Genomic DNA, 24,732 nt, shown 5'->3' with positions numbered 1-24,732 from the left:
TCAACCAGCAGCTTCACCGTCAGGGAAGGGGGCCGCTCGCGTGAGTGTGCTCGACGAGATCATCGACGGAGTCCGTGCCGACCTCGCGGAACGGCAGGCGCGCGTCAGCCTCGACGAGCTCAAGGAGCGCGCGGCGAAGGCTCCTGCGGCCAAGGACGGGGTCGCCGCGCTGCGTGGCGACGGCGTCAAGGTCATCTGTGAGGTCAAGCGCTCCAGCCCGTCCAAGGGCGCGCTCGCCGCGATCGCCGACCCGGCCGGGCTCGCCGCCGACTACGAGGCGGGCGGCGCGGCCGTCATCTCCGTGCTCACCGAGGAGCGCCGCTTCGGCGGATCGCTCGCCGACCTGGAGGCCGTCCGGGCCAAGGTCGACATCCCGGTGCTCCGCAAGGACTTCATCGTCACCTCGTACCAGCTGTGGGAGGCGCGGGCGTACGGCGCCGACCTCGTCCTGCTGATCGTGGCCGCCCTGGAGCAGCCCGCCCTGGAGTCGCTCATCGAGCGCGCCCATTCGATCGGCCTCACGCCGATCGTCGAGGTGCACGACGAGGACGAGGCCGAGCGGGCCGTGGACGCGGGCGCGCGCATCATCGGCGTCAACAACCGCGACCTCAAGACCCTGAAGGTCGACCGCTCCACCTTCGAGCGCGTCGCGCCCGAGCTGCCGGACGACGTCGTCAAGATCGCCGAGTCCGGTGTGCGCGGACCGCACGACCTCATCGCGTTCGCCAACGCCGGCGCCGACGCGGTCCTGGTCGGGGAGTCCCTCGTGACCGGCCGCGACCCGAAGGGCGCGGTCTCCGACCTCGTCGCCGCGGGCGCGCACCCCGCCCTCCGTCACGGGCGGAGCTGACCACCTCCCATGTCCATCGCCGTCCGCCTCGCACCCGGTTGCCGCCCTCGCGGCTGCCGGGCGCCGGCGCGGCGTGTGCATGGCCGCAGGGTGCGGTACGTCATCGGCGATGAACCGGGTCAGGTGAACGGGATGCGATGGCCGAGCGCCCCGTCAGGGGCGCGGGGAACTGCGCGACCAGCCACGGCGTCGCGTCGGCCGGACGAATCGTCCGCCCTTCACGGCGCGTAGCCGTCCTCACCCCGGTGGGGCTTGCTCGCGCAGTTCCCCGCGCCCCTGGCGGGGGCGATCGCATCGCAGATCACCCATTCCCGCCATGTGAGGTAGAGGCATGTCCAGCGAGTACTTCCACCCAGACCCCGAGGGTCAAGTCCCCAGCGCCGAAGGCTACTTCGGTGCGTTCGGCGGCAAGTTCATCCCGGAGGCCCTCGTCGCCGCCGTGGACGAGGTCGCCGTCGAGTACGACAAGGCCAAGAACGACCCCGAGTTCGCCCGAGAGCTCGACGACCTCCTGGTCAACTACACCGGCCGCCCGAGCAGCCTCACCGAGGTCCCCCGTTTCGCCGAGCACGCCGGCGGAGCCAGGGTCTTCCTCAAGCGCGAGGACCTGAACCACACCGGCTCGCACAAGATCAACAACGTGCTCGGCCAGGCCCTGCTCACCAAGCGCATGGGCAAGACCCGCGTCATCGCGGAGACCGGCGCCGGACAGCACGGCGTCGCCACCGCCACCGCCTGTGCGCTCTTCGGCCTCGAATGCACCATCTACATGGGCGAGATCGACACCGAGCGCCAGGCCCTGAACGTGGCCCGCATGCGCATGCTCGGCGCCGAGGTCATCGCCGTGAAGTCCGGCAGCAGGACCCTCAAGGACGCCATCAACGAGGCGTTCCGCGACTGGGTCGCCAATGTCGACCGCACGCACTACCTCTTCGGGACCGTGGCGGGACCGCACCCCTTCCCCGCCATGGTGCGCGACTTCCACCGCGTCATCGGGGTGGAGGCCAGGCGCCAGATCCTGGAGCGCGCGGGCCGACTCCCCGACGCCGCCGTCGCCTGCGTGGGCGGCGGCTCGAACGCCATCGGCCTCTTCCACGCCTTCATCCCGGACGCGGACGTGCGGCTCATCGGGTGCGAGCCCGCGGGCCACGGCGTCGAGACCGGTGAGCACGCGGCCACGCTGACAGCCGGAGAGCCGGGCATCCTGCACGGCTCGCGGTCGTATGTCCTCCAGGACGAGGAAGGGCAGATCACCGAGCCCTACTCGATCTCCGCCGGACTCGACTACCCGGGCATCGGCCCCGAGCACGCCTACCTCAAGGACAGCGGCCGCGGCGAGTACCGCGCCGTCACCGACGACGCGGCCATGCAGGCCCTGCGCCTCCTGTCGCGCACCGAGGGCATCATCCCCGCCATCGAGAGCGCCCACGCGCTCGCCGGGGCCCTCGAGGTCGGCAAGGAGCTCGGCAAGGACGGGCTGATCATCATCAACCTGTCCGGCCGCGGCGACAAGGACATGGACACGGCCGCCCGCTACTTCGGCCTGTACGACACGGACGCCGCCGTCGAGGCGGACGCGGGCAACGGCGCCGCGGAGATCGAGGGGGACGCCAAGTGAGCGGCAACATCAGTCTGCTGGACGACACCCTCGCGGCCGCCAAGGCCGAGGGGCGCTCCGCCCTCATCGCCTACCTCCCGGCCGGGTTCCCGACCGTGGACGGCGGCATCGCGGCCATCAAGGCGGTCTTCGACGGCGGCGCCGACGTCGTGGAGGTCGGCCTCCCGCACAGCGACCCGGTCCTCGACGGCCCCGTCATCCAGACCGCCGACGACATCGCGCTCAAGGCGGGCCTGAAGATCGCCGACGTGATGCGCACGGTGCGCGAGGCGTACGAGGCGACCGGCAAGCCGGTGCTCGTCATGACGTACTGGAACCCCATCGACCGCTACGGCGTCGAGCGCTTCACCGCCGAACTCGCCGAGGCGGGCGGCGCGGGCTGCATCCTCCCCGACCTGCCCGTCCAGGAGTCGGGCCTGTGGAGGGAGCACGCCGAGAAGCACGGCCTCGCGACGGTCTTCGTCGTCGCGCCGAGCAGCAAGGACGAGCGGCTCGCCACCATCACCGCGGCCGGCTCGGGCTTCGTCTACGCGGCGTCCCTGATGGGCGTCACGGGCACCCGTGAGTCCGTGGGCGAGCAGGCGCAGGAACTGGTGCGGCGCACCAAGGCCACCACCGAGCTGCCGGTCTGCGTCGGCCTCGGGGTCTCCAACGCCCGCCAGGCCGCCGAGGTCGCCGGCTTCGCCGACGGCGTGATCGTCGGGTCGGCGTTCGTGCAGCGGATGCTGGACGCCGAGGACGAGGCGGCAGGACTGGACGCCGTCCGCGCGCTCGCGAGTGATCTCGCGCAAGGAGTTCGCGGCAACGCGTAACTCGTACGGGTGGACCTGGGACCGGGGAGGCTGCTCGCGCCTCCCCGGTTCGTTGGCGGGGTGTGAGCGAGAAGAACCGTGAGGAAAAGCGCGCTGCCCGCGACCGGCTGGCGGAAGAGCGAGAGCGGCAGAAGTCGCGGGACAAGCGGCGCAGGGTGTTGATCGTGAGTGCCGCCGTCGTGGGCGTGCTCGCGCTCGCCGCCGTGGCAGGTCTGGTCGCTGCCAACTCGGGCGACGACAAGGACACTTCGGGCCCCTTGTCCGTCCCCAAGGGGGCGACCGGCGAGGATCAGCTCGCGATCCCCGTCGGCAAGGCCGGCGCCAAGTCCACCCTCACCATCTGGGAGGACTTCCGCTGCCCCGCCTGCAAGCAGTTCGAGGACGTGTACCGCAAGACGATCCACGAACTCACCGACAAGGGCCAGCTCAAGGTCGAGTATCACCTGGCGTCGATCATCGACGGGAACATGGGCGGCAGCGGCTCCCTGCGCGCGGCCAACGCGGCCGCCTGCGCCCAGGACGCCGGGAAGTTCACCCCGTACCACGACGTGCTGTTCATGAACCAGCCCGCGGAGACGGACGACGCGTTCAGCAAGAACAGCAAGCTGATCGAGCTCGCGGGCAAGGTGGACGGGCTCGTGAACGACACCTTCAAGAAGTGCGTGGACGACGGCAAGCACGACAGCTGGGCCCAGAAGTCGAACAAGGCATTCCAGGAGGCGGGCCTGCAGGGCACGCCGAGTGTGCTGCTCGACGGCAAGAACATCTTCGCGGACCAGAAGAACCCGCTGACCCCGGCGAAGCTGAAGGCGAAGGTCGAGGAAGCCAACAGGGGCTGACCGCCCCTCGGGGCGGGGCTCTCCCGGAGCCCCGCCCGGCCGTCCTGTTATGGAGACGTAGCCGGGCTGGTTGCCTTGGGCACCACCCGGCACGGTAGCGTCGGACCTGCCATGGACCTTGCCTTCATTCCCAGCCCGTCGCGCGGTGTGGTCGAACTCGGACCCATTCCGCTGCGCGGCTACGCGTTCTGCATCATCATCGGCGTCTTCGTCGCCGTCTGGCTCGGCAACAAGCGGTGGATCGCTCGCGGGGGCCGCCCAGGCACCGTGGCCGACATCTCCGTCTGGGCCGTGCCGTTCGGCCTCGTCGGCGGGCGTCTCTACCACGTGATCACGGACTACCAGCTGTACTTCAGCGAGGGCCGTGACTGGGTGGACGCCTTCAAGATCTGGGAAGGCGGCCTCGGGATCTGGGGCGCGATCGCGTTCGGCGCGGTCGGTGCCTGGATCGGCTGTCGCCGGCGCGGCATCCCGCTGCCCGCCTGGGCCGACGCCCTCGCCCCCGGCATCGCCTTCGCCCAGGCGATCGGCCGCTGGGGCAACTGGTTCAACCAGGAGCTGTACGGCAAGGCCACGGATCTGCCGTGGGCCCTGGAGATCACGTCGGCGGAGGACGGCCGGGTGCCCGGCACATACCACCCGACGTTCCTCTACGAGTCCCTCTGGTGCATCGGCGTCGGCTTCCTGGTCATCTGGGCCGACCGCCGCTTCAAGCTGGGCCACGGCCGGGCGTTCGCCCTGTACGTCGCGTCGTACTGCGCCGGGCGCGGCTGGATCGAGTACATGCGGGTCGACGACGCGCACCACGTGCTCGGCCTGCGTCTGAACGTCTGGACCGCCATCGCGGTGTTCGTGCTCGCCGTCGTGTACTTCGTGCTCTCCGCGAAGAAGCACCCCGGCCGCGAGGAGATCGTCGAGCCCGTGCCTGAGGACGAGGCGTCGTCGGACGACGCGTCGCCCAAGGACAAGGCCGCGGACAAGGACAAGGACGAGGCCAAGGCCGACCTGTCCAAGGACGTGGACAAGGACAAGGGCGCGGACAAGGACGGAGCCGAGTCCGCCAAGAAGGGCTGACGCGCTGACGCTCTCCGCTTCGTACGTCGAGGGGGCCGCCGGATCACCGATCCGGCGGCCCCCTCGCTATGGACGCCGCCGCGCCAGGTCCAGGACCCGCCGCGCGCCGTCCACCACCGCCTTGTCCACGAACGTGCCGTCCGGGAGCGCCAGGGCGCCCGCCTCCGTCGTGGACGCCTTGACGATCTGCTCGGCGTGGTCGATCTCCTCCGGGGTGGGGAGGTAGGCGCGTTCGATGGCCGGGAGCTGGCGGGGGTGGATCGCGGCGCGTCCAAGGAACCCCAGGGCACGGCCGTGCGCACAGGACGCCGTCAGGCCCTCGATGTCACGGATGTCGGCGTACACCGACTGCGCGGGCGGTGCGAGGCCCGCGGCCCTGGCCGCCACCACCACGCGGGAGCGAGGCCAGTCGAGGCCCGCCTCCTCGTGTACTCCCAGGTCCGCGCGGAGGTCGGCCTCGCCGAGGGAGAGGCCGTGCAGGGCCGGGTGCGCGGTGGCGATGGCGAAGGCGTGCTCCAGGCCGAGCGCTGACTCGATCAAGGCGTGCAGGGCGGGGGCGCCGCCGTCCGCCGGAGCCGCCCGTTCCGCGACGCGCACGACATCGGCGGGGCAAGTCACCTTGGGCAGACGCAGACCGGACACCCCTGGCAGGTGCGCGATCGCCCCGAGGTCGGCCTCGGCGAGCGGGCCGTCCAGGGCGTTCACGCGGACGTGGACCGGGACGGCGGGGGTCTCGGAGAGCAGCTCGGCCGTCGCCGCCCGCGCGTATTCCTTGCGGTCGGGCGCGACCGCGTCCTCCAGGTCGACGATGACGGCGTCGGCGCCCGCCAGCAGCGCCTTCGCCACGACGGAGGGACGGTCTCCGGGTGCGTACAGCCAGGTGAGAGGCGTGTCCCTCGCCCTGTTCCTCACAAGGCGCCCTCCTTGCGAAGGCCGGCGATCTCCCCTTCCGTCAGGCCCAGTTCGGCCAGGACACCCTCGGTGTCCGCTCCGTGCGGGCGGCCCGCCCAGCCGATCGAGCCGGGGGTCTCGGAGAGCCGGAAGAGGACGTTCTGCATGCGCAGCGGGCCGAGCTCCGGGTCGTCGACCGTGGTGACGGAGTCCAGGGCCGCGTACTGGGGATCGGTCATCACGTCGCGTACGTCCTGGATGGGGGCGACCGCGGCCTCCGCCTTCTCGAAGGCCTCGATCACCTCGTCGCGGGTGTGCAGGGCGATCCAGGCGCCGACCGCCCCGTCGAGCTCGTCCGCGTGGGCCGCGCGGTCCGCGCCCGTCGCGAACCAGGGCTCGGCGATCAGTTCGGGGCGGCCCACCAGGCGCATCACGCGCTCGGCGATCGACTGGGCGGAGGTGGAGACGGCGACCCAACTGCCGTCCGCCGTACGGTAGGTGTTGCGGGGTGCGTTGTTGGTGGAGCGGTTGCCGGTGCGGGGCTGGACGTGGCCCAGTTGGTCGTACCAGGTGGGCTGCGGGCCGAGGACCGTGAGGATCGGTTCGATGATCGCCATGTCCACCACCTGGCCCTTGCCCGTCCGGTCGCGGGCCGCGAGCGCCGTCATCACCGCGTACGCCGTCGCGAGGCCCGCGATCGAGTCGGCGAGGCCGAAGGGCGGCAGGGTAGGCGGCCCGTCGGGCTCGCCGGTGATCGCGGCGAACCCGCTCATCGCCTCGGCGAGGGTGCCGAAGCCGGGGCGGCGGGAGTACGGCCCGAACTGCCCGAAGCCCGTGACGCGGGTCAGGACGAGGCGGGGGTTCACCTCGCTCAGCTCCTCCCAGCCAAGGTCCCACTTCTCCAGGGTTCCGGGACGGAAGTTCTCGACGACCACGTCCGCCGTTGCGGCCAGGCGCAGCAGGGTGTCGCGGCCACCGGGGGTGGAGAGATCGAGGGTCATCGTGCGCTTGTTGCGGCCCAGGATCTTCCACCAGAGGCCGACGCCGTCCTTGGACGGGCCGTGCCCACGGGACGGGTCGGGCTTGCTCGGGTGCTCGACCTTGATGACCTCCGCGCCGAAGTCGCCGAGCATCGTGGCGGCGAGCGGGCCCGCGAAGAGCGTCGCCAGGTCGAGGACGCGGAGACCACTGAGGGGCGCGGTCATGACGCGGTGCCGTTCGTCCGGGAGCCGTTCGCCTGGGTGTCGATCTCGGAGCGGAACGGCATGGACGCCGACGCCCCCGGCCGCTGGACGGAGAGCGCGGCGGCCGACGAAGCCCAGGTGAGCGCGTCCCGCACGGAGCCGCCCTCGGCGAGCGCCACCGCGAGGGTGCCGACGAAGGTGTCGCCCGCGCCGGTCGTGTCCACGGCGGTGACGTGCGGGGCCTCGACCATGACCGGCTCGGCGCCCCTGGCCGCGTACAGGCTGCCGCGCGAGCCGAGCGTGACGACGACTTCGGGGACCTGGGAGAGGAGCGATCGGGCGGCGTCGTGCGGATCGGTCAGGCCGGTGAGCGTGGCCGCCTCGTACTCGTTCGGCACCAACAGATCGATGGAGTCCAGGAGTTCGGGAGGCAGGGGCTGGGCGGGTGCCGGGGTGAGGATGGTGCGCACGCCGTGCCTGCGGGCGGCCTGCGCGGCGGCGAGCACTCCCTCCACGGGGATCTCCAGCTGGAGCAGGAGGGTGTCGGCGGAGGTGATCAGGCCCTCGTCGCCGGGGGCGAGCGCGGTGAGGGTTCCATTGGCGCCGGGGATGACGACGATGGCGTTGCCGCCCTCGTCGTCGACCACGATGTGCGCGGTGCCGGTGGCCGCGGTGTCCACCGTGCGCAGCAGGTCGGTGTCGACGCCGGAGTGTTCGAGCGCGCTGCGCAGCTGGGTGCCGAAGGCGTCGGCGCCGACCGCGCCGATCATCGACACGGCGTCGGCGCCCGCGCGGGCCGCTGCGACGGCCTGGTTGGCGCCCTTGCCGCCGGGGAGCGTACGGAACTCGCGCCCGGTGACGGTCTCTCCGCGCTGCGGTGCCTTTGTGACGTACGCGACGAGGTCCATGTTCGTGCTGCCGAGCACGGCGATGTGGGTCATGGATGGGGCCTCTCCTGGGCGAGTTCGGTGGTGAGGTCGGCGAGGGTGTCGAAGCCGGTGCCGTCGAAGCCGGGGACGGAGCTGGTCAGGCGGTTCTTGAGCGGGGACGTCCAGCGGTCGGGCAGCGCGTCCGGGTGGCCCGCGAGCAGGCCCGCGATCGAGCCCGCGGTGGCGCCGTTCGAGTCGGTGTCCCAGCCGCCGGACACCGCGCGCGTGATGGAGCCGGTGAAGTCGCCGTCGGCGTGGGTGAGGGCGGCGGCCAGGAGGGCGGCGTTGGGGATGACGTGTACCCAGTGGAGGTGGCCGTGGGTGGCGTGCAGGTCGTCCACGACGTGGTCGAAGTGCCGTGTCCTGCTTGCCAGTTGGATGCCGTGGTTGATCGCGCGGGACAGGCGTGAGTCCTGCGGTACGACGGTCAGCCCCGCGCGGAGGCAGTGGTGCACGTCCCCGGTGCCTGCCGCCGCCTCGGCGATGGTGGCCGCCGCGAACATCGCGCCGTACACGCCGTTGGCGGTGTGGCTGAGGCTCGCGTCGCGGCGAGCCTGGTCGGCGGCGGCCCCGGGGGCGCCGGGGTTCGTCCAGCCGTGGACGTCGGCGCGGATCAGGGCGCCGATCCACTCGCGGAACGGGTTGTGGTGGGTGGCGGTGTGCGGGGGCTCGATGCCGTTGAGGAGGTTGCGGTAGGCGATGCGTTCGGCGGTGAAGGTGCGGGCCGCGGGGAGCTCGTCCAGCCAGAGCCTTGCCACGTCCGTGGTGGTGAAGTCCTTGCCGTGGCGTTGGAGCAGGCGGAGGTTGAGGAGGGGGTAGTTGAGGTCGTCGTCCTCGGGCATGCCGTCGATGTTCTCGGCGAGGGAGGTGTTCGCGGAGCGTTTGTTCCAGGGGTGGGCTTCCCGAAGCTCCGGGGGGAGTCCTCTTTCCGTGAACCAGGTGGTCAGGGGCCAGTTGCCTGTGGCTTTGGCGAGGCTGCGGATGGCGTTGAGGGGGAGCTTCTCCACTGGTTTGCCCAGGAGGCAGCCTGCGGCTCTGCCTAGCCAGGCGGCGTGTAGGCGGTGACGTAGGGCGTTCTTTTCCCCTAGCCCGCCCCTTCCCGAAACCGCCTGCAGCGGGGCCTTGTCATCCGGTGCGGGTCGGTGGGTGGCGTTGTGCCCACCCTCCCCCACTCTCAACTCCGTTCGAGCGGGGGGACCCCCATCGCCTTGCGGAACGCCTGCCCACAACGCGGGCGGCTGGGACAGCTCGGTCAGTAGCTCTTCCGCCAAAGCCCGTAGCTGTGGGGAAGGTGGTGTCGGGGACGCGCCCGCTCTGGCTGGGGCCAAGTGGCCGCCTGCTGTCAGCCAGCGGGTGCGTGCCGACGTTACGTCCTTGCCCTCCTCCTCCGACTGGCGGAGTTCGTGGCCGATCAAGTCCTCCGGCTGGACCCAGGTGAGGCGGATCACGGGGTGGCCGTCAGGGCCGCGTATGCCATCTCGTGGGCCCGGCGGCGGCGTACGTCGCGGGTGAAGATCTCCTGGGTGACCTCCGCGAGCGTCGCCGCGGGGGCGTGCAGGTCCAGGCGGCTCGCCTCCGCGACCGTCTTCGACCACTCGGCCGGCGCCTCCGAGCCGAGCGCGCCGGCGATCGCGCCGCTCATGGTGGCGATGGAGTCGCAGTCGCGGCCGTAGTTGACCGAGCCGAGCACTGTATGGCGGTAGTCGCCGTCACCCACCAGGAGCATGCCGAGGGCGATCGGGAGTTCCTCGACGGAGTGCACGCGGGAGGGGCGGCGGGCCCCGAGGGAGGGGGCGCGGTAGTCCTGGCCGACCGTGTCGAAGGGGGTGACGGCGGTGCGGAGGGGGACCAGCGCCGACTCGAAGTCCGTGTGGTGGGCGGCCACTTCGGCCGCCGACTCGATCGCGGCCCGCGTGCCGTCCTTCGCGAGGGAGAGGGCGGTGTCGATCACCGAGGTCGGTGTCGCGCCCGGCGCGCACGCCGCCGCCACCGCCGCCGCGAAGACCGCGGCCGCCTCACGTCCGTACGACGACTGGTGGGCGCCCGCGACATCGAGGGCCTCGGCGTACGCGGCCTCCGGGTTCGCCGCGTTGACCAGGCCCACCGGGGCCATGTACATCGCGGCGCCGCAGTTGACGATGTTTCCCGTGCCCGCCTCGCGCGGGTCGACGTGCCCGTAGTGGATGCGGGCGACGATCCACTTCTCGGCGAGGAAGACGCGGTGGAGGGGGATGGCCTCCGTCTCCAGCTCCGGGATCCAGCGCGGGGTCGTCATGAGGTCGGGGACCAGGTGGTCGGCGACCGCGTAGGCGTCCAGGTGGTCGCGGACGGTGGCGTACACGCGGATGAGCGCGTGCGTCATCAAGGTGTCATCGGTGACGTGTCCGTCGCCCTTGTGGTACGGCGCGATGGGGCGGGCGGTGCGCCATTGGTCGCCGTTCCAGGGGCCGACGATGCCGTGTACGCGGCCGCCGTGCCGTTCGACGATCTGCTCGGGGGAGTAGCCCTCGACGGGGCCGCCGAGGGCGTCGCCGACCGCCGCTCCCACCAGACAGGCGGTGATGCGGTCAGGGAGATCCGGGCCCGTCGGTTCCATTGATGGAGTCATGTCGGAATTGTCCTCCCGGGGCGGTCAGTTCTGTGGCTGCGAGGTGCCCGGCGAGTTCCACCAGGTCGGTGCCCGCGAGGCGGGGGAGCGCGCAGCCGGAGAGGGTGCGGCAGGCGTCGCGCCAGGCCTCGGGGATGGCCGTCGCCGTGCCGAGCACCCCGGTCAGGGCGCCGGCCAGGGCGGGGGCGGAGTCGGCGACGCGGGAGAGGCAGGCGGCGGCGGGGACCGCGTCACGGATGCGGCCGCGGGCCGCGGTGGTCAGTGCGAGGGCGACCGGGACGGTCTCGGCGGCGGCGATGCCGTAGCTGTAGACGTGGTCGACGATCTGGTGCTCCAGGAGCGGGACGAGACCGAAGGCGCCGTCCTCGGCCTGGCTGCGGGCGAGCTTGACGGCGTGCCAGGCGTTGCGGCCGATCTCGGTGTGCTCCGGGAGCTGGGCGAGAGCGGCGTCCACGGTGGCGTCGACGTCCGCGCCGCCGAGTGCCGCGGCGATGGCCGCGGCCATGGCGCGGGCACCGTGCACGCCGTCGCCGTCCTGGGAGTAACGGGCGTCGAACTCGGCCAGGGCGGCGGCCTGTTCGGGCTCGCCGGGGTGGACGAGGGCGAGGACGCAGGCGCGTACGCAGGCGGCGTCGTCGAAGAAGTGGGGGTTGTCGTGGCCGGTGGCGGGCGGGCGCAGGCCGGTGGCGAGGTTGCCGAGGCCCGCCCGTACGGAGATGCGGGCGCGCAGGGGGAGTACAGCTGATTCGACCTCGGGGGCTCGGGCCGCCGCCGCGGCGATTTCGCTGGCGAGGGTGTTCCAGGCGAGGTCGAGGGCCGCGCGGACCCGGCGGTCCCGGGACAGCTGCGGGTCGAGGGTCCCGTCCGCCGCGCGGAGCAGTGACTCGGCGGCGAAGGCCGCCCATTCGGCGTCGTCGGAGGGGCCGAGGCGGAGGGGTTCCGGGGGCTGGTTGAGCGCGATGGGGACGGGGAGGGTGGTGGTGGCGTTCTGCTCGGCGAAGGTGTCCAGTTCGCGGGTGAGTCTTCGTGTCCACTCGGGCATGCGGGCGGCTCTGTGGCGGGCGGCCGGCCACCCCGCGGCGTCGCCCGCCGCGAGGCCCAGGAGCAAGCCCTCGATGTGGCTTGCGGACGCCTCGCTTTGCTGGACGCCTCGTTGATCCGCACTCGGCATCAAGGGCTGTGCCCACCCGTTCCGCCCTGCGGAACGCCTGCCCACAGCGAGGGCATCGGCTGCCTGCTTGTCGGCGGTCATGAGACCCCCAGGTCAGAGACAAGCAACTCCGCCACGTCCAGCACGTGGTGGCCCCGCATGGAAGGGAGACAGCTGCCCCGCACGGGACCGATCGCCGCCGCCCAGGGCGGGGGGATGGCCGAGACCCCGCAGGACGCCCCGGCCAGCGCCCCAGCCACAGCGGCAGTCGTATCCGCGTCCCGCCCCATGTTCACGGCGGTGAGCACCGCACCGGAGAACTCCCCGGAGGCCGCCGCGTACGCCCCGAAGGCGAGCCCCACCGCCTCGGGGGCGAGGTCGGTCCAGGGGTAGCCGCCGATCACCACCGCGGAGCGGACCGCGCGTTCGCCCCGGGGAGCCGCCGCCACCGCCCGCCGCAGCGAGCGGGAGGTCCAGCAGTCCTCCGGGATGACGGACAGGGCCGCGGTCACCACGGAATCCACCGGCGCCCCGCCCATCGCCGCCGCGACCCCCGCGGCCACCGCCTGCCCGCCGTAGATGCCCTCGCCGTCATGGCTGACGGAGCCGTCGATCGCCACGAGCCGGGCCGCTTCGGCGGGGTGCCCCGCGGCGAAGACCCCGAACGGGGCGGCCCGCATCGCGAGGCCGTCGCTCCAGGCGTGCCGGTGCTGCGCCGAGATGGGCGCGGCGAGGCCCCGGCGCAGGTTCTCCAGGGTGCCGCGTTCGCTGAACCCCGCGCCCCTGAAGGGCCCCTCGTCGAGGTCCGCGATCCATTCGTGCCAGGCCGCCTCGACATCCGCGACGGTCAGCGCGGAGCCGTGCCGGGCCAGGAGGAGCCCGGAGAAGATCGCGTACTCCGTGTCGTCCGTGCCGCAGGGGTGCTCGGCGACGTATCCGGTGATGCGTCCCCAACGGCGGCGGATCTCCGACGGCTTCATGTTCTCGGCGGGCGCGCCCAGCGCGTCGCCGACCGCGAGGCCGAGAAGGGCGCCGCGCGCCCGCTCTCCCAGGCCGATCGCTCCTGTCACACCGGTCGAGCTCGTCATGCCGTGCCTCCATGGTGCCGAGACGTTGCGGATATCTCTGCCACGCGGCGCCCCCGAGGCGAGCATCCGCACCCCTGACGTCACCCCTCCGACGCATGCGCTCACCGGTTCGAGGAACCCTCGTTCCAGGCGCGTTCACATGCGCACAAGCGCAGGTAAGTACGGCCTTCCTTGCTGGCGAGAGCGATTTTTCGCGCGTACTTTCGAGATCGTCCAAGCACTGAGGGGGCCCACCATGGCGATCATCGAGACCGAAGCGGCACTGCACGAGGCACACCGCGACAACCACACCCACCGCGACGTCAACGGCGGCTGGCTGCGCCCCGCCGTCTTCGGCGCGATGGACGGCCTGGTGTCCAACCTGGCCCTGATGACCGGTGTCGCCGGCGGAGCCGTCTCGCAGCAGACCATCGTCGTGACGGGGCTCGTCGGGCTCGCCGCGGGTGCCTTCTCCATGGCGGCCGGTGAGTACACCTCGGTCGCCTCGCAGCGTGAGCTCGTCCAGGCCGAACTCGACGTGGAGCGGCGGGAGTTGCGCAAGCATCCGGCGGACGAGGAGCGGGAGCTCGCCGAGCTGTACGAGTCCCGTGGCGTCGAGCCGGGCCTCGCGCGCGAGGTCGCCCGGCAGCTGTCCGAGGACCCGGAGCAGGCCCTGGAGATCCACGCGCGCGAGGAGCTGGGCATCGATCCCGGCGATCTGCCGTCGCCGACCGTCGCCGCCGTCTCCTCCTTCGGCGCCTTCGCGCTCGGCGCCCTGCTTCCCGTGCTGCCGTACCTGCTCGGCGCGAACACGTTCCTGCCCGCGTTGCTGCTCGCCCTGATCGGTCTCTTCGCCTGCGGCGCCGTCGTGGCGAAGGTGACCGCGCGCTCCTGGTGGTTCAGCGGACTGCGGCAGCTCGCGCTCGGCGGGGCGGCGGCGGGTGTGACGTACGCCCTGGGCAGCTTGTTCGGTACCGCCGTAGGATGAACCCTTGCAGTCCTATGCGGGTGGCTGCATAACTAGCCGTTACTTGGCGGTTTCGAAACCATGACCACCGGGCATGAGCCGTAAGCGCTGCGGGCAATGAGGCCTGTGCCGCTCTCGGGCCTGCGGTCATCGATCTGTCCGCAGAGGTCCCCCACCGCTCCCCACGCCTCTGGGCGGTGTCCACATGGTGGAATGAGCTATCCGCTTTTCGAGAAGCGTTCCATCATGTAACCTGCACGAAATTTTGCCTGGGCCAACGTCGTCCCTCGCTTATTGCATATGCCACGACGACGACGGGAGAGCCAATGCGTACGCACGCCTGGTCGCCCATGGACGGTCGCCCCGCCCCTCAGGGCATGTACGACCCCCGTAACGAGCACGACGCCTGTGGTGTCGGGTTCGTGGCCACCCTCACCGGTGTAGCCAGCCATGAGCTTGTCGAACAGGCGCTGACCGTACTGCGCAATCTCGAACACCGTGGCGCCACCGGTTCCGAGCCGGACTCCGGTGACGGCGCCGGAATCCTGCTCCAGGTCCCGGACGCGTTCCTGCGCGAGGTCTCCGGCTTCGCGCTCCCCGAGGCCGGCGCGTACGCCGTCGGCATCGCCTTCCTGCCCGTCGACACCGCGGGCACGACCGAAGGTGCCGTCTCACAGATCGAGACGATCGCCTCGGAGGAGGGCCTGACGGTTCTCGGCTGGCGCGACGTCCCCGTCGCCCCCGAGCTGCTCGGCTCCACCGCCCGCTCGACGATGCCGGTCTTCCGGCAGATCTTCGTGGCCGACGGCGAGAGCACCGGCGTCGCGCTCGACCGCAAGGCCTTCGTCCTTCGCAAGCGCGCCGAGCGTGAGGCCGGGACGTACTTCCCCTCGCTCTCCGCCCGGACCATCGTCTACAAGGGCATGCTGACCACCGGCCAGCTGGAGCCGTTCTTCCCCGACCTGTCCGACCGCCGTTTCGCCACGGCCGTCGCGCTCGTCCACTCGCGCTTCTCCACGAACACGTTCCCGAGCTGGCCGCTCGCACACCCGTACCGCTTCGTCGCGCACAACGGCGAGATCAACACGGTCAAGGGCAACCGGAACTGGATGCGGGCGCGTGAGTCGCAGCTCGCCTCCGGCCTGTTCGGCTCCGCCGGCGAGCACAGCACCGAGAAGCTCGACCGCGTCTTCCCGATCTGTACGCCGGACGCCTCCGACTCCGCGTCCTTCGACGAGGTGCTCGAACTCCTGCACCTCGGCGGCCGTTCGCTTCCGCACTCGGTCCTGATGATGATCCCCGAGGCGTGGGAGAACCATCGCTCGATGGACCCGGCCCGCCGTGCCTTCTACCAGTACCACTCCACGATGATGGAGCCCTGGGACGGTCCGGCCTGCGTCACCTTCACCGACGGCACCCAGGTCGGCGCCGTCCTCGACCGCAACGGTCTGCGCCCCGGCCGCTACTGGGTCACCGACGACGGCCTCGTCGTCCTCGGCTCCGAGGTCGGCGTCCTGGACATCGACCCCGCGAAGGTCGTCCGCAAGGGCCGCCTGCAGCCCGGCAAGATGTTCCTCGTCGACACCGCCGAGCACCGCATCGTCGAGGACGACGAGATCAAGGCCGCCCTCGCCGCCGAGAACCCGTACCAGGAGTGGCTGGAAGCCGGCGAGATCGAGCTCTCCGACCTGCCCGAGCGCGAGCACATCGTGCACACGCACGCCTCCGTCACGCGCCGCCAGCAGACCTTCGGCTACACCGAGGAAGAGCTGCGCATCATCCTCGCGCCGATGGCCAAGACCGGCGGCGAGCCGCTCGGCTCCATGGGCACGGACACCCCCATCGCGGCGCTCTCCGAGCGCCCGCGGCTGATCTTCGACTACTTCACACAGCTGTTCGCGCAGGTCACGAACCCGCCGCTGGACGCCATCCGTGAAGAGCTCGTCACCTCGCTGCACTCCTCGCTCGGCCCGCAGGGCAACATCCTGGAGCCGAACGCCGCGACCTGTCGCAGCGTCACGCTGCCCTTCCCGGTGATCGACAACGACGAGCTCGCCAAGCTCATCCACATCAACGCCGACGGCGACATGCCCGGCATGACGGCCGCGACCCTCTCCGGTCTCTACCGCGTCGGCGGCGGCGGCGACGCCCTCGCCGCCCGCATCGAGGAGATCTGCACCGAGGCCGACGCCGCCATAGAGGCCGGCGCCCGCCTGATCGTGCTCTCCGACCGGCACTCCGACGCCGAGCACGCGCCGATCCCCTCGCTGCTGCTCACCGCGGCCGTCCACCACCACCTCATCCGCACGAAGCAGCGCACCCAGGTGGGCCTGCTCGTCGAGGCGGGCGACGTCCGCGAGGTCCACCACGTGGCCCTCCTCATCGGCTACGGCGCCGCGGCGGTCAACCCGTACCTGGCGATGGAGTCCGTCGAGGACCTCGTCCGGGCAGGCACGTTCCTGGAGGCCGACGAGAACGACGGGGCCGAGACGGCCATCCGCAACCTGATCTACGCGCTCGGCAAGGGCGTCCTGAAGGTCATGTCCAAGATGGGCATCTCGACCGTCGCCTCCTACCGCGGCGCGCAGGTCTTCGAGGCCGTCGGCCTCCAGGAGAACTTCGTCGCGAAGTACTTCGTCGGTACGACGTCCAAGATCGGCGGGGTCGGCATCGACGTCGTCGCGAAGGAGGTCGCCGCCCGGCACGCCAAGGCGTACCCGGGTTCGGGCGTCGCCTCCGCGCACCGCGCGCTCGACATAGGCGGTGAGTACCAGTGGCGCCGCGAGGGCGAGCCGCACCTCTTCGACCCGGAGACGGTCTTCCGCCTGCAGCACTCCACGCGCAACCGCCGCTACGACATCTTCAAGAAGTACACGGACCGCGTGAACGAGCAGTCCGAGCGCCTCATGACGCTGCGCGGCCTGTTCAACCTGAAGTCGGACCGCCCCTCGATCTCCATCGACGAGGTCGAGTCGGCCGCCGACATCGTCAAGCGGTTCTCGACCGGCGCCATGTCGTACGGCTCGATCTCCCGCGAGGCGCACGAGACCCTCGCCATCGCCATGAACCAGCTGGGCGGCAAGTCCAACACCGGTGAGGGCGGCGAGGACGCGGACCGCCTCTACGACCCGGCCCGCCGGTCCAGCATCAAGCAGGTCGCCTCCGGCCGCTTCGGTGTGACCTCGGAGTACCTGGTCAACGCGGACGACATCCAGATCAAGATGGCGCAGGGCGCCAAGCCCGGCGAGGGCGGCCAGCTGCCCGGTCACAAGGTCTATCCGTGGGTCGCCAAGACGCGTCACTCGACGCCGGGCGTGGGCCTGATCTCCCCGCCGCCGCACCACGACATCTACTCCATCGAGGACCTGGCCCAGCTGATCCACGACCTGAAGAACGCGAACCCGCAGGCGCGGATTCACGTGAAGCTGGTCTCCGAGGTCGGCGTCGGCACGGTCGCTGCGGGTGTCTCCAAGGCGCACGCGGACGTCGTCCTGATCTCCGGCCACGACGGCGGCACGGGCGCGTCCCCGCTCACCTCGCTCAAGCACGCGGGCGGTCCCTGGGAGCTCGGCCTCGCCGAGACCCAGCAGACGCTGCTCCTCAACGGCCTGCGCGACCGCATCGTGGTCCAGACGGACGGTCAGCTCAAGACCGGCCGTGACGTCGTCATCGCCGCGCTGCTCGGCGCCGAGGAGTTCGGTTTCGCGACCGCGCCGCTCGTCGTCTCCGGCTGCGTCATGATGCGCGTCTGCCACCTGGACACCTGCCCGGTCGGCATCGCCACGCAGAACCCGGCGCTGCGCGAGCGGTTCTCCGGCAAGGCCGAGTACATCGTCAACTTCTTCGAGTTCATCGCCGAAGAGGTCCGCGAGATCCTCGCCGAGCTGGGCTTCCGCACCATCGAGGAGGCCGTCGGCCACGCCGAGCTCCTCGACACCGAGCGCGCCGTGAAGCACTGGAAGGCGCAGGGCCTGGACCTGGAGCCCCTCTTCCACGTGCCGTCGCTGCCCGGCGGCGCCGTGCGCCACCAGATCGCCGCCCAGGACCACGGCCTGGAGAAGGCGCTCGACAACGAGCTGATCAAGCTCGCCGCCGACGCGCTCTCCGCGGCCGGCGCGACCGACGCCCAGCCGGTCCGCGCGCAGGTCGCGATCCGCAACATCAACCGCACGGTCGGCACCATGCTCGGCCACGAGGTGACGAAGAAGTTCGGTGGCGCGGGCCTGCCCGACGACACCATCGACATCACCTTCACCGGCTCGGCGGGCCAGTCGTTCGGCGCGTTCGTGCCGCGCGGCGTGACGCTGCGCCTGGAGGGCGACGCCAACGACTACGTCGGCAAGGGCCTCTCCGGTGGCCGCATCATCGTCCGCCCGGACCGCGGCGCCGACCACCTCGCCGAGTACTCGACGATCGCGGGCAACACCATCGCGTACGGCGCGACGGGCGGCGAGCTGTTCCTCCGTGGCCGCACGGGCGAGCGGTTCTGTGTCCGCAACTCCGGTGCGACCGTCGTGTCCGAGGGCGTGGGCGACCACGGCTGCGAGTACATGACCGGCGGCCACGCGGTGGTCCTCGGCGAGACGGGCCGCAACTTCGCGGCCGGTATGTCGGGCGGCATCGCGTACGTCATCGACCTCGACCGGGACAACGTCAACGCCGGCAACCTGGGCGCCGTCGAGGCCCTGGACGACTCCGACAAGAAGTGGCTGCACGACGTCGTGCGACGCCACCAGGAGGAGACGGGCTCGACCGTCGCCGAGAAGCTGCTCGCCGAGTGGGACTCCGCCGTGGAGCGCTTCAGCAGGATCATCCCCAGCACGTACAAGGCAGTGCTCGCCGCCAAGGACGCCGCCGAGCGAGCCGGTCTCTCCGAGACCGAGATCACCGAGAAGATGATGGAGGCGGCGACCAATGGCTGATCCCAAGGGCTTTTTGAACCATGGCCGCGAGGTCGCGAAGACCCGCCCGGTCGGCGAGCGCGTCCAGGACTGGAACGAGGTCTACGTTCCCGGCTCCCTCCTCCCGATCATCTCCAAGCAGGCGTCGCGCTGCATGGACTGCGGTATCCCGTTCTGCCACCAGGGCTGTCCGCTGGGCAACCTGATCCCGGAGTGGAACGACTTCGCGTACCGCGAGGACTGGTCGGCTGCCTCCGAGCGGCTGCACGCCACGAACAACTTCCCGGAGTTCACCGGGCGCCTGTGCCCGGCGCCCTGTGAGTCGGCGTGCGTGCTCGGCATCAACCAGCCCGCCGTCACGATCAAGAACGTCGAAGTCTCCATCATCGACAAGGCGTGGGACACCGGCGACGTGCTGCCCCAGGCGCCCGACCGGCTCTCCGGCAAGACCGTCGCGGTCATCGGCTCGGGCCCGGCGGGTCTGGCCGCCGCCCAGCAGCTGACGCGGGCCGGTCACACGGTCGCCGTGTACGAGCGCGCCGACCGCATCGGCGGCCTCCTGCGCTACGGCATCCCCGAGTTCAAGATGGAGAAGCGCCACATCAACCGCCGCATCGAGCAGATGCGCGCGGAGGGCACCAAGTTCCGTACGGGCGTGGAGATCGGCCGCGACATAGACGCGGTCAAGCTGCGCAAGCGGTACGACGCGGTGGTCATCGCCGCGGGCGCCACGATGGCACGCGACCTCCCGGTCCCCGGCCGTGAGCTCAAGGGTGTCTACCAGGCGATGGAGTACCTGCCCCTGGCCAACAAGGTCCAGGAGGGCGACTACGTCACGACCCCGGTCTCGGCCGAGGGCAAGCACGTCGTCGTCATCGGCGGCGGCGACACCGGCGCGGACTGCGTGGGCACGGCGCACCGCCAGGGCGCGGCCTCGGTCACGCAGCTGGAGATCATGCCGCGGCCGGGCGAGGACCGTGCCCCGCACCAGCCGTGGCCGACCTTCCCCATGCTCTACAAGGTGACCTCCGCGCACGAGGAGGGCGGCGAGCGGGTCTACGCCGTCTCGACCACCCACTTCGAGGGCGACGAGGACGGCAACGTCCAGTTCCTGCACCTCACCGAGGTGGAGTTCATCGACGGCAAGCTGACGCCGAAGCCGGGCACGGAGCGCAAGATCCCCGCCCAGCTGGTCACCCTCGCCATGGGCTTCACGGGCACGGACCGCGAGAACGGTCTGGTGGACCAGTTCTCCCTGGACCTCGACGAGCGTGGGAACGTCGCCCGTGACGCCGAGTTCCAGACCAACGTGCCCGGCGTCTTCGTCGCCGGTGACGCGGGCCGCGGTCAGTCGCTCATCGTCTGGGCGATCGCCGAAGGCCGGTCCGCTGCGCGGGGCGTGGACCGATTCCTGACCGGGGCGAGCGACTTGCCGTCGCCGATCCGCCCGACGGACCGTTCACTGATGGTCTAGTACGCCCCCCTATACGTCCCGTACAACGGCGTACGGAACTGAGCGGCGCCCGCCTTGTCCCCGACCGGACTTGGGCGGGCGTCGTGGCGTTTCCAGACCGCCGCTTCGCCTCCGCCCCCCGGGGGGAATCCGTTGCAGCCAGTGCAACGTGCATTGCTTGCAACGCAAATCACGTTTCGGCCCCCTTAGCCGAATGGGTCTAGACCGCGCCCCGAGCCTGTGACCACAATCGCTCCCACAAACGGATCGGCGCAGTGACAGCACGTACCCATGAGGGGGCCGGTATGAAGCGACGGGTCATCGCGGCAGGTATCGCCATGACGCTCGGACTGACCGCGACGGCATGCGGCAGCGATGACGGGAGCGACAGCGGCGGCAAGGCGACGGACGGCAAGGGCAAGACGCTCACCGTCTGGATCATGGAGGGGACCAACCCCGACGCCAGGCCGTTCTTCAAGGAGGCCGAGAAGGCGTTCCAGAAGAAGACCGGCGCCAAGATCCACGTCGAGTACCAGCAGTGGGCCACCGCCCAGAAGAAGTTCACCACCGCCATCGAGGGCGGCGAGGACCAGGTCCCGGACGTGGCCGAGGTCGGCACGACCTGGGTGCCGCAGTTCGCCGAGACCGGCGCCCTCGTCGACGTGACCGACGACGTCAAGAAGTCGGGCCTGAACGACGACCTCGTCGAGGGCCTCGCGGACGCGGGCACCCTCGACGGCAAGCAGTACGGCATGCCGTGGTACGCGGGCGTACGCAGCATCGTCTACCGCAAGGACGTCTTCGAGAAGCACAAGCTGAAGGCGCCGACCACCTGGAAGGAGCTCCAGGCCGCGGCGAAGACGCTGAAGGACAAGGAGCCCGGGATGATCCCCTTCCCGGTCGCGGGCGGCGCCGAAATGTTCGCCACCCCCTTCATCTGGGGCGCCGGAGGCGAACTCGCCACCGAGCAGGGCGGCACGTGGAAGTCCGGCATCAACTCGCCCGAGGCCGTCAAGGGCATCGAGTTCTACACGGGCCTCGCCACCAAGGACAAGGTCTCCCCGGCCAAGGTGAACACCTGGACGGAGAAGGAGGTCGGCGACGCCTGGGGCAAGGGCCAGGTCGCGATGTCCGTCAACGGCAACTGGACCCCGAAGGCCATCGTCGAGGCCAACCCGGACCTCAAGGGCAAGCTGGCCGCCGTGCCGATCCCCGGCCAGACCGGCGGCATGAGCAAGTCCTTCCTCGGCGGCTCCTACCTGTCCACGTTCAACACGGACAAGAAGGACCTCGCCTGGGAGTTCGTGAAGATGCTGACCACGGGTGACTTCGCGGCCAAGTGGGCCGCCGAGACCAACTACTTCCCCGGTCAGAACTCCGAGCTGAAGAAGATCGAGGCCAAGAAGGACCCGCTCGTCGAGCCGTTCGCCAAGCAGATGCTGGAGGCCGGCGCGACCGTCCCCAAGACCAAGGCGTACGGCGAGATCCAGGCGTCGAAGGTCATCCCCGGCATGGTGCAGTCGATCCTGACCGGCAAGTCCTCCGTCCAGGAAGCGGCGGACAAGGCCGCCAAGGACATGGACGCGATCTTCGCCAAGGACAAGTAGGCAAGGGCGAGCCGGCACCGTGAAAGTGAAAGACACGCTGGTCGGGGACGGGCCGAAGGTGACCGAGGTCCGTCCCCCCGCCCCCCGCCCGGAACACGAAGCGGCCCTCCGCAAGAAGAAACTGGTCGGTCTCACCCGGCCGTGGCTGCTCCTCGCGCCCTCCCTCCTGGTCCTCGCGGGCCTGCTGCTCTGGCCGTTGATCCAGGTCGGCAAGCTCTCGATGCAGGACTACGCCGTCAAGTTCGGCGGCGGAGTGGGCACGTACACCGGATTCGACCACTACACCGACCTGCTCGGCAGCGAGCTCCTGTGGAAGACGGTCCTGCCCAACACGGCGTTCTTCGCGATCGCCTGCGTCGGCCTCACCGTCGTGCTCGGCACGCTCGTCGCGCTGCTCCTCAACCGCCTCGGCCCGACCTGGCGGCTGATCTGCTCCATCGCCATCCTCGCGGCCTGGGCGATGCCCGCCGTCACCGGGACGTACGTCTGGATCTGGCTCTTCCAGCCGCAGGACGGCATGGTCAGCCAGATCGCGGGCTCGATCGGGCTCATCGACCCCGAGACCACCAACTGGTTCACCGAGCGCGGGCCGTTCTACGCGATCGCGACCCTGAACGTCGTCCACCACGGCTTCCCGTTCGTCGCCATCACCGTCCTCGCGGGCCTGATGACGATCCCCAAGGAGCTCTACGAAGCGGGGGAGCTGGACGGCGCCAACGCCTGGCAGCGGTTCTGGAAGATCACGCTGCCGACGATCAAGCCCGTCTTCCTCGTGGTGACCATCCTCTCCACCATCTGGGACTTCAAGGTCTTCACCCAGATCTATCTGATGCCGGGCGGTGACGGCGCCAACGAAGAGGTCTACAACCTGGGCGTCTTCTCCTACATCCAGGCGTTCGCCAAGAACGACTACGGCGCGGGAGCGGCGGCCGCGGTCCTGCTCACACTCCTGCTGCTGGCCATCACGATCGTCTATATCCGCACGCTGTTCCGGCAGGGAGAGGAGGACCTGTGAGCGTCCGTCGCGCGTCACTCGCCGCACGCGTCGGCCTGCCCGTCGCGGTCGCCGCGCTGCTGCTCTTCACGCTCTTCCCCGTGTACTGGATGATCTCCACGGCACTCGACCCGAAGGCGATCACCCGCGGTTCGGACGTGCTGCCGAGCGGCCTCAGCTTCGAGCACTTCACCTACGTGTTCGAGAAGGGCAACTTCGGCACGTACCTGCTGAACTCGGCGCTCGTCGGCTTCGGCACGATCCTCGCCGCCGGGGTGCTCTCGCTCTTCGCGGCCATCGCGGTGGCCCGCTTCAAGTTCCGGTTCCGCACCTCAGTACTGATCATGGTCCTGATAGTGCAGATGGTGCCGCTGGAGGCGCTCGTCATCCCGCTCTTCATCCAGATGCGGGACTACGACATGCTCAACTCGCTGCTCGGCCTGACGATCGTCTACGTCGCGCTCTCGCTGCCCTTCGCGATCTGGACCCTGCGCGGCTTCGTGCAGACCGTCCCGAAGGAGGTCGAGGAGGCGGCGTACATCGACGGGGCGTCCTGGTTCCGGATGTTCCGGTCGGTGCTGCTTCCGCTGGTGGCGCCCGGACTCGTCGCGACCTCGATCTTCGCCTTCATCACGGCGTGGAACGAGTTCGTCTTCGCGTACACGTTCATGAAGGGCAGCGACAAGTACACGGCCGCCGTGGGCATCTACCAGTTCTTCGGTGAGAACTCCACGGCCTGGGGTCCGGTCATGGCCAGCTCCACGCTGGTCACCGTGCCGGTGATGATCTTCTTCGTGATCGTGCACCGGAAGCTCGGCTCGGGCCTGGCGGCCGGAGCGGTGAAGGGCTGAGCGACTGAGCCACTGGGGGGACGTTCAGGGTTACGGGACCTTGAACGTCTCCCCGTACACCTTCCAGGTCAGCGGCGTCTTCAGGGCCAGATTGCCGTCGTAGAGGAACTGGCGCTGGGCCGTCTCGACGCGGGTCGTGTCGCGGTGGGCCTTCTTCTCCTTCATCGCCTTGGTGCGGATGTCGAGGAAGATGTCCAGGTACGCCTTCTCCTTGCCGCCCTGGGCAGGCGTGTCCGCCTCGTTCAGCGCCTTCTCGCGCAGACCGTAGAAGCCGCTCGGGCCGGTGCCGGGGCCGTGCAGGACCATCGCGTCGTAGTAGATGAACTGGCCGAGCGTGCCGAGCCCGTCGAGCTTGGCCAGGCGCACCGCCGGATCGAAGTAGACACGGTCACGCGTCGTGTCCTGCGCCTTCCGGAACGCGGGCTTCGCGGCCTCCGCCTTCCAGGCCTCGGTGAAACCGGGGTCAAGGCCCTCGTGCGAGTCGCTGCCGTCGACCTTGCGCAGAGCGGGCAGATAGCGGGCGAGGCCGTTGTCCGGGTGGTCCTCGGTGTACTGCTCGACGAGGGTCAGCAGGTCGTTGGTGCCGGTGCAGAAGCCGATGATGCCCGCGGTGTAGCCGTTCCCGTCGCCGATGTCCTCGATGTAGCCGTACTGGCCGCGCCAGTTCAGCGTGGAGTTCTCCGCGCTCGTCACGAGCTTCTGGGCCAGCTCCTTCTTGGCGGCCGTCGCGAGGCCAGGGGGCAGGCTCGCGATCAGCTTGTCGTCGGCCTTGATCTCGGACGCCGACTTGTCCTTGTCGTACGGCCGCTGGGTGCCGGGCCCGTGCGGACCTGCGGCGGCATCGCTGTCCGAGTCCCCGCCCAGGAGATAGACGGCGACCGTGGCGACCGGGGCGACGGCGAGAAGGAGGAGGCCTGCACGTTTCATTCGCACAAGA

The 24,732-nt window shown here is 70.5% G+C and carries 20 protein-coding genes; 12 read left to right on the top strand and 8 right to left on the bottom strand.

The window, feature by feature from the left end; all coding sequences use genetic code 11:
* The first annotated feature begins 40 nt into the window (after positions 1–40).
* From trpC to lgt, 6 genes are all read left to right on the top strand, one after another.
* Positions 41–850 carry an indole-3-glycerol phosphate synthase TrpC gene (gene trpC / locus ACZ5U5_RS06265; protein ID WP_367040889.1) on the top strand — a complete coding sequence of 270 codons (810 nt, stop codon included), beginning with the start codon at positions 41–43 and terminating at the stop codon, positions 848–850.
* Between the two features lie 9 nt (positions 851–859).
* Positions 860–1,081, top strand: a complete 222-nt coding sequence (trpM, locus tag ACZ5U5_RS06260) for a tryptophan biosynthesis modulator TrpM (protein WP_469017118.1) — start codon at positions 860–862, stop codon at positions 1,079–1,081.
* 100 nt (positions 1,082–1,181) lie between these two features.
* The gene (gene trpB / locus ACZ5U5_RS06255; protein ID WP_469017116.1) at positions 1,182–2,468 is read left to right on the top strand and encodes a tryptophan synthase subunit beta; all 1,287 of its coding nucleotides are present in this window, start codon (positions 1,182–1,184) and stop codon (positions 2,466–2,468) included.
* Positions 2,465–3,280, top strand: coding sequence for a tryptophan synthase subunit alpha (gene trpA / locus ACZ5U5_RS06250; protein WP_469017113.1), 816 nt, complete (start codon positions 2,465–2,467; stop codon positions 3,278–3,280). Before trpB ends, trpA begins: the two co-directional genes overlap by 4 nt.
* Before the next feature lie 62 nt (positions 3,281–3,342).
* Positions 3,343–4,119 (top strand): DsbA family protein, encoded by a 777-nt coding sequence (locus ACZ5U5_RS06245; protein ID WP_469017111.1) that lies wholly within the window; start codon positions 3,343–3,345, stop codon positions 4,117–4,119.
* A gap of 111 nt (positions 4,120–4,230) precedes the next feature.
* On the top strand, positions 4,231–5,193 hold the full coding sequence (gene lgt, locus ACZ5U5_RS06240; protein WP_469017108.1) for a prolipoprotein diacylglyceryl transferase: 963 nt from the start codon (positions 4,231–4,233) through the stop codon (positions 5,191–5,193).
* 66 nt (positions 5,194–5,259) lie between these two features.
* Here the strand turns inward: lgt and ACZ5U5_RS06235 are convergent, their stop codons facing one another.
* The 7 genes from ACZ5U5_RS06235 to ACZ5U5_RS06205 all read right to left on the bottom strand — a co-directional run bounded on the left by ACZ5U5_RS06235 (position 5,260) and on the right by ACZ5U5_RS06205 (position 13,043).
* Positions 5,260–6,105, bottom strand: coding sequence for an HpcH/HpaI aldolase/citrate lyase family protein (locus ACZ5U5_RS06235; RefSeq protein ID WP_469017106.1), 846 nt, complete (start codon positions 6,103–6,105; stop codon positions 5,260–5,262).
* The gene (locus ACZ5U5_RS06230; protein ID WP_469017103.1) at positions 6,102–7,289 is read right to left on the bottom strand and encodes a CaiB/BaiF CoA transferase family protein; all 1,188 of its coding nucleotides are present in this window, start codon (positions 7,287–7,289) and stop codon (positions 6,102–6,104) included. The genes ACZ5U5_RS06235 and ACZ5U5_RS06230 overlap by 4 nt, the downstream gene beginning before the upstream one ends.
* A complete protein-coding gene (gene rbsK, locus ACZ5U5_RS06225; protein WP_469017101.1) occupies positions 7,286–8,209 on the bottom strand; it encodes a ribokinase in 924 nt (307 codons plus the stop codon). The genes ACZ5U5_RS06230 and rbsK overlap by 4 nt, the downstream gene beginning before the upstream one ends.
* Positions 8,206–9,645, bottom strand: a complete 1,440-nt coding sequence (locus ACZ5U5_RS06220; protein WP_469017099.1) for an ADP-ribosylglycohydrolase family protein — start codon at positions 9,643–9,645, stop codon at positions 8,206–8,208. The genes rbsK and ACZ5U5_RS06220 overlap by 4 nt, the downstream gene beginning before the upstream one ends.
* A complete protein-coding gene (locus tag ACZ5U5_RS06215; protein WP_469017097.1) occupies positions 9,642–10,805 on the bottom strand; it encodes an ADP-ribosylglycohydrolase family protein in 1,164 nt (387 codons plus the stop codon). The genes ACZ5U5_RS06220 and ACZ5U5_RS06215 overlap by 4 nt, the downstream gene beginning before the upstream one ends.
* On the bottom strand, positions 10,765–11,976 hold the full coding sequence (locus tag ACZ5U5_RS06210) for an ADP-ribosylglycohydrolase family protein (RefSeq protein WP_469019294.1): 1,212 nt from the start codon (positions 11,974–11,976) through the stop codon (positions 10,765–10,767). The genes ACZ5U5_RS06215 and ACZ5U5_RS06210 overlap by 41 nt, the downstream gene beginning before the upstream one ends.
* Before the next feature lie 77 nt (positions 11,977–12,053).
* Positions 12,054–13,043: an ADP-ribosylglycohydrolase family protein gene (locus ACZ5U5_RS06205; RefSeq protein WP_469017094.1), complete on the bottom strand. Its 990-nt coding sequence runs from the start codon at positions 13,041–13,043 to the stop codon at positions 12,054–12,056.
* A gap of 235 nt (positions 13,044–13,278) precedes the next feature.
* Between ACZ5U5_RS06205 and ACZ5U5_RS06200 the strand changes: the two genes are divergently transcribed.
* From ACZ5U5_RS06200 to ACZ5U5_RS06175, 6 genes are all read left to right on the top strand, one after another.
* On the top strand, positions 13,279–14,010 hold the full coding sequence (locus tag ACZ5U5_RS06200; protein WP_469017092.1) for a VIT1/CCC1 transporter family protein: 732 nt from the start codon (positions 13,279–13,281) through the stop codon (positions 14,008–14,010).
* 305 nt (positions 14,011–14,315) lie between these two features.
* Complete coding sequence (gene gltB / locus ACZ5U5_RS06195; RefSeq protein ID WP_469017089.1) at positions 14,316–18,911, top strand: glutamate synthase large subunit; 4,596 nt, start codon at positions 14,316–14,318, stop codon at positions 18,909–18,911.
* Positions 18,904–20,364, top strand: coding sequence for a glutamate synthase subunit beta (locus ACZ5U5_RS06190; RefSeq protein ID WP_469017086.1), 1,461 nt, complete (start codon positions 18,904–18,906; stop codon positions 20,362–20,364). The genes gltB and ACZ5U5_RS06190 overlap by 8 nt, the downstream gene beginning before the upstream one ends.
* A 284-nt stretch (positions 20,365–20,648) precedes the next feature.
* Complete coding sequence (locus ACZ5U5_RS06185) at positions 20,649–21,950, top strand: sugar ABC transporter substrate-binding protein (protein ID WP_469017084.1); 1,302 nt, start codon at positions 20,649–20,651, stop codon at positions 21,948–21,950.
* 58 nt (positions 21,951–22,008) lie between these two features.
* On the top strand, positions 22,009–22,965 hold the full coding sequence (locus ACZ5U5_RS06180) for a carbohydrate ABC transporter permease (protein ID WP_469019292.1): 957 nt from the start codon (positions 22,009–22,011) through the stop codon (positions 22,963–22,965).
* Complete coding sequence (locus ACZ5U5_RS06175; RefSeq protein ID WP_469017081.1) at positions 22,962–23,795, top strand: carbohydrate ABC transporter permease; 834 nt, start codon at positions 22,962–22,964, stop codon at positions 23,793–23,795. The genes ACZ5U5_RS06180 and ACZ5U5_RS06175 overlap by 4 nt, the downstream gene beginning before the upstream one ends.
* A gap of 30 nt (positions 23,796–23,825) precedes the next feature.
* Here ACZ5U5_RS06175 and ACZ5U5_RS06170 read toward each other — a convergent pair whose 3' ends face one another.
* Positions 23,826–24,722 (bottom strand): chitosanase, encoded by an 897-nt coding sequence (locus ACZ5U5_RS06170; protein ID WP_469017078.1) that lies wholly within the window; start codon positions 24,720–24,722, stop codon positions 23,826–23,828.
* Positions 24,723–24,732 lie beyond the last annotated feature (10 nt).

It is taken from the genome of Streptomyces sp. NPDC033177, from assembly GCF_055577715.1.
Note: the sequence above shows the minus strand (reverse complement) of the source record. Positions and strands in the feature narration are given on the sequence as shown.

What these genes read in the sequence shown, in the direction of transcription:
- trpM (WP_469017118.1), top strand. Translation starts at nt 860, where the DNA reads ATGTCCATCGCCGTCCGCCTCGCACCCGGTTGCCGCCCTCGCGGCTGC.
- trpB (WP_469017116.1), top strand. Translation starts at nt 1,182, where the DNA reads ATGTCCAGCGAGTACTTCCACCCAGACCCCGAGGGTCAAGTCCCCAGC.
- lgt (WP_469017108.1), top strand. Translation starts at nt 4,231, where the DNA reads ATGGACCTTGCCTTCATTCCCAGCCCGTCGCGCGGTGTGGTCGAACTC.
- ACZ5U5_RS06230 (WP_469017103.1), bottom strand. Translation starts at nt 7,289, where the DNA reads ATGACCGCGCCCCTCAGTGGTCTCCGCGTCCTCGACCTGGCGACGCTC.
- rbsK (WP_469017101.1), bottom strand. Translation starts at nt 8,209, where the DNA reads ATGACCCACATCGCCGTGCTCGGCAGCACGAACATGGACCTCGTCGCG.
- ACZ5U5_RS06215 (WP_469017097.1), bottom strand. Translation starts at nt 10,805, where the DNA reads ATGACTCCATCAATGGAACCGACGGGCCCGGATCTCCCTGACCGCATC.
- ACZ5U5_RS06210 (WP_469019294.1), bottom strand. Translation starts at nt 11,976, where the DNA reads ATGCCGAGTGCGGATCAACGAGGCGTCCAGCAAAGCGAGGCGTCCGCA.
- ACZ5U5_RS06205 (WP_469017094.1), bottom strand. Translation starts at nt 13,043, where the DNA reads ATGACGAGCTCGACCGGTGTGACAGGAGCGATCGGCCTGGGAGAGCGG.
- ACZ5U5_RS06200 (WP_469017092.1), top strand. Translation starts at nt 13,279, where the DNA reads ATGGCGATCATCGAGACCGAAGCGGCACTGCACGAGGCACACCGCGAC.
- gltB (WP_469017089.1), top strand. Translation starts at nt 14,316, where the DNA reads ATGCGTACGCACGCCTGGTCGCCCATGGACGGTCGCCCCGCCCCTCAG.
- ACZ5U5_RS06190 (WP_469017086.1), top strand. Translation starts at nt 18,904, where the DNA reads ATGGCTGATCCCAAGGGCTTTTTGAACCATGGCCGCGAGGTCGCGAAG.
- ACZ5U5_RS06185 (WP_469017084.1), top strand. Translation starts at nt 20,649, where the DNA reads ATGAAGCGACGGGTCATCGCGGCAGGTATCGCCATGACGCTCGGACTG.
- ACZ5U5_RS06170 (WP_469017078.1), bottom strand. Translation starts at nt 24,722, where the DNA reads ATGAAACGTGCAGGCCTCCTCCTTCTCGCCGTCGCCCCGGTCGCCACG.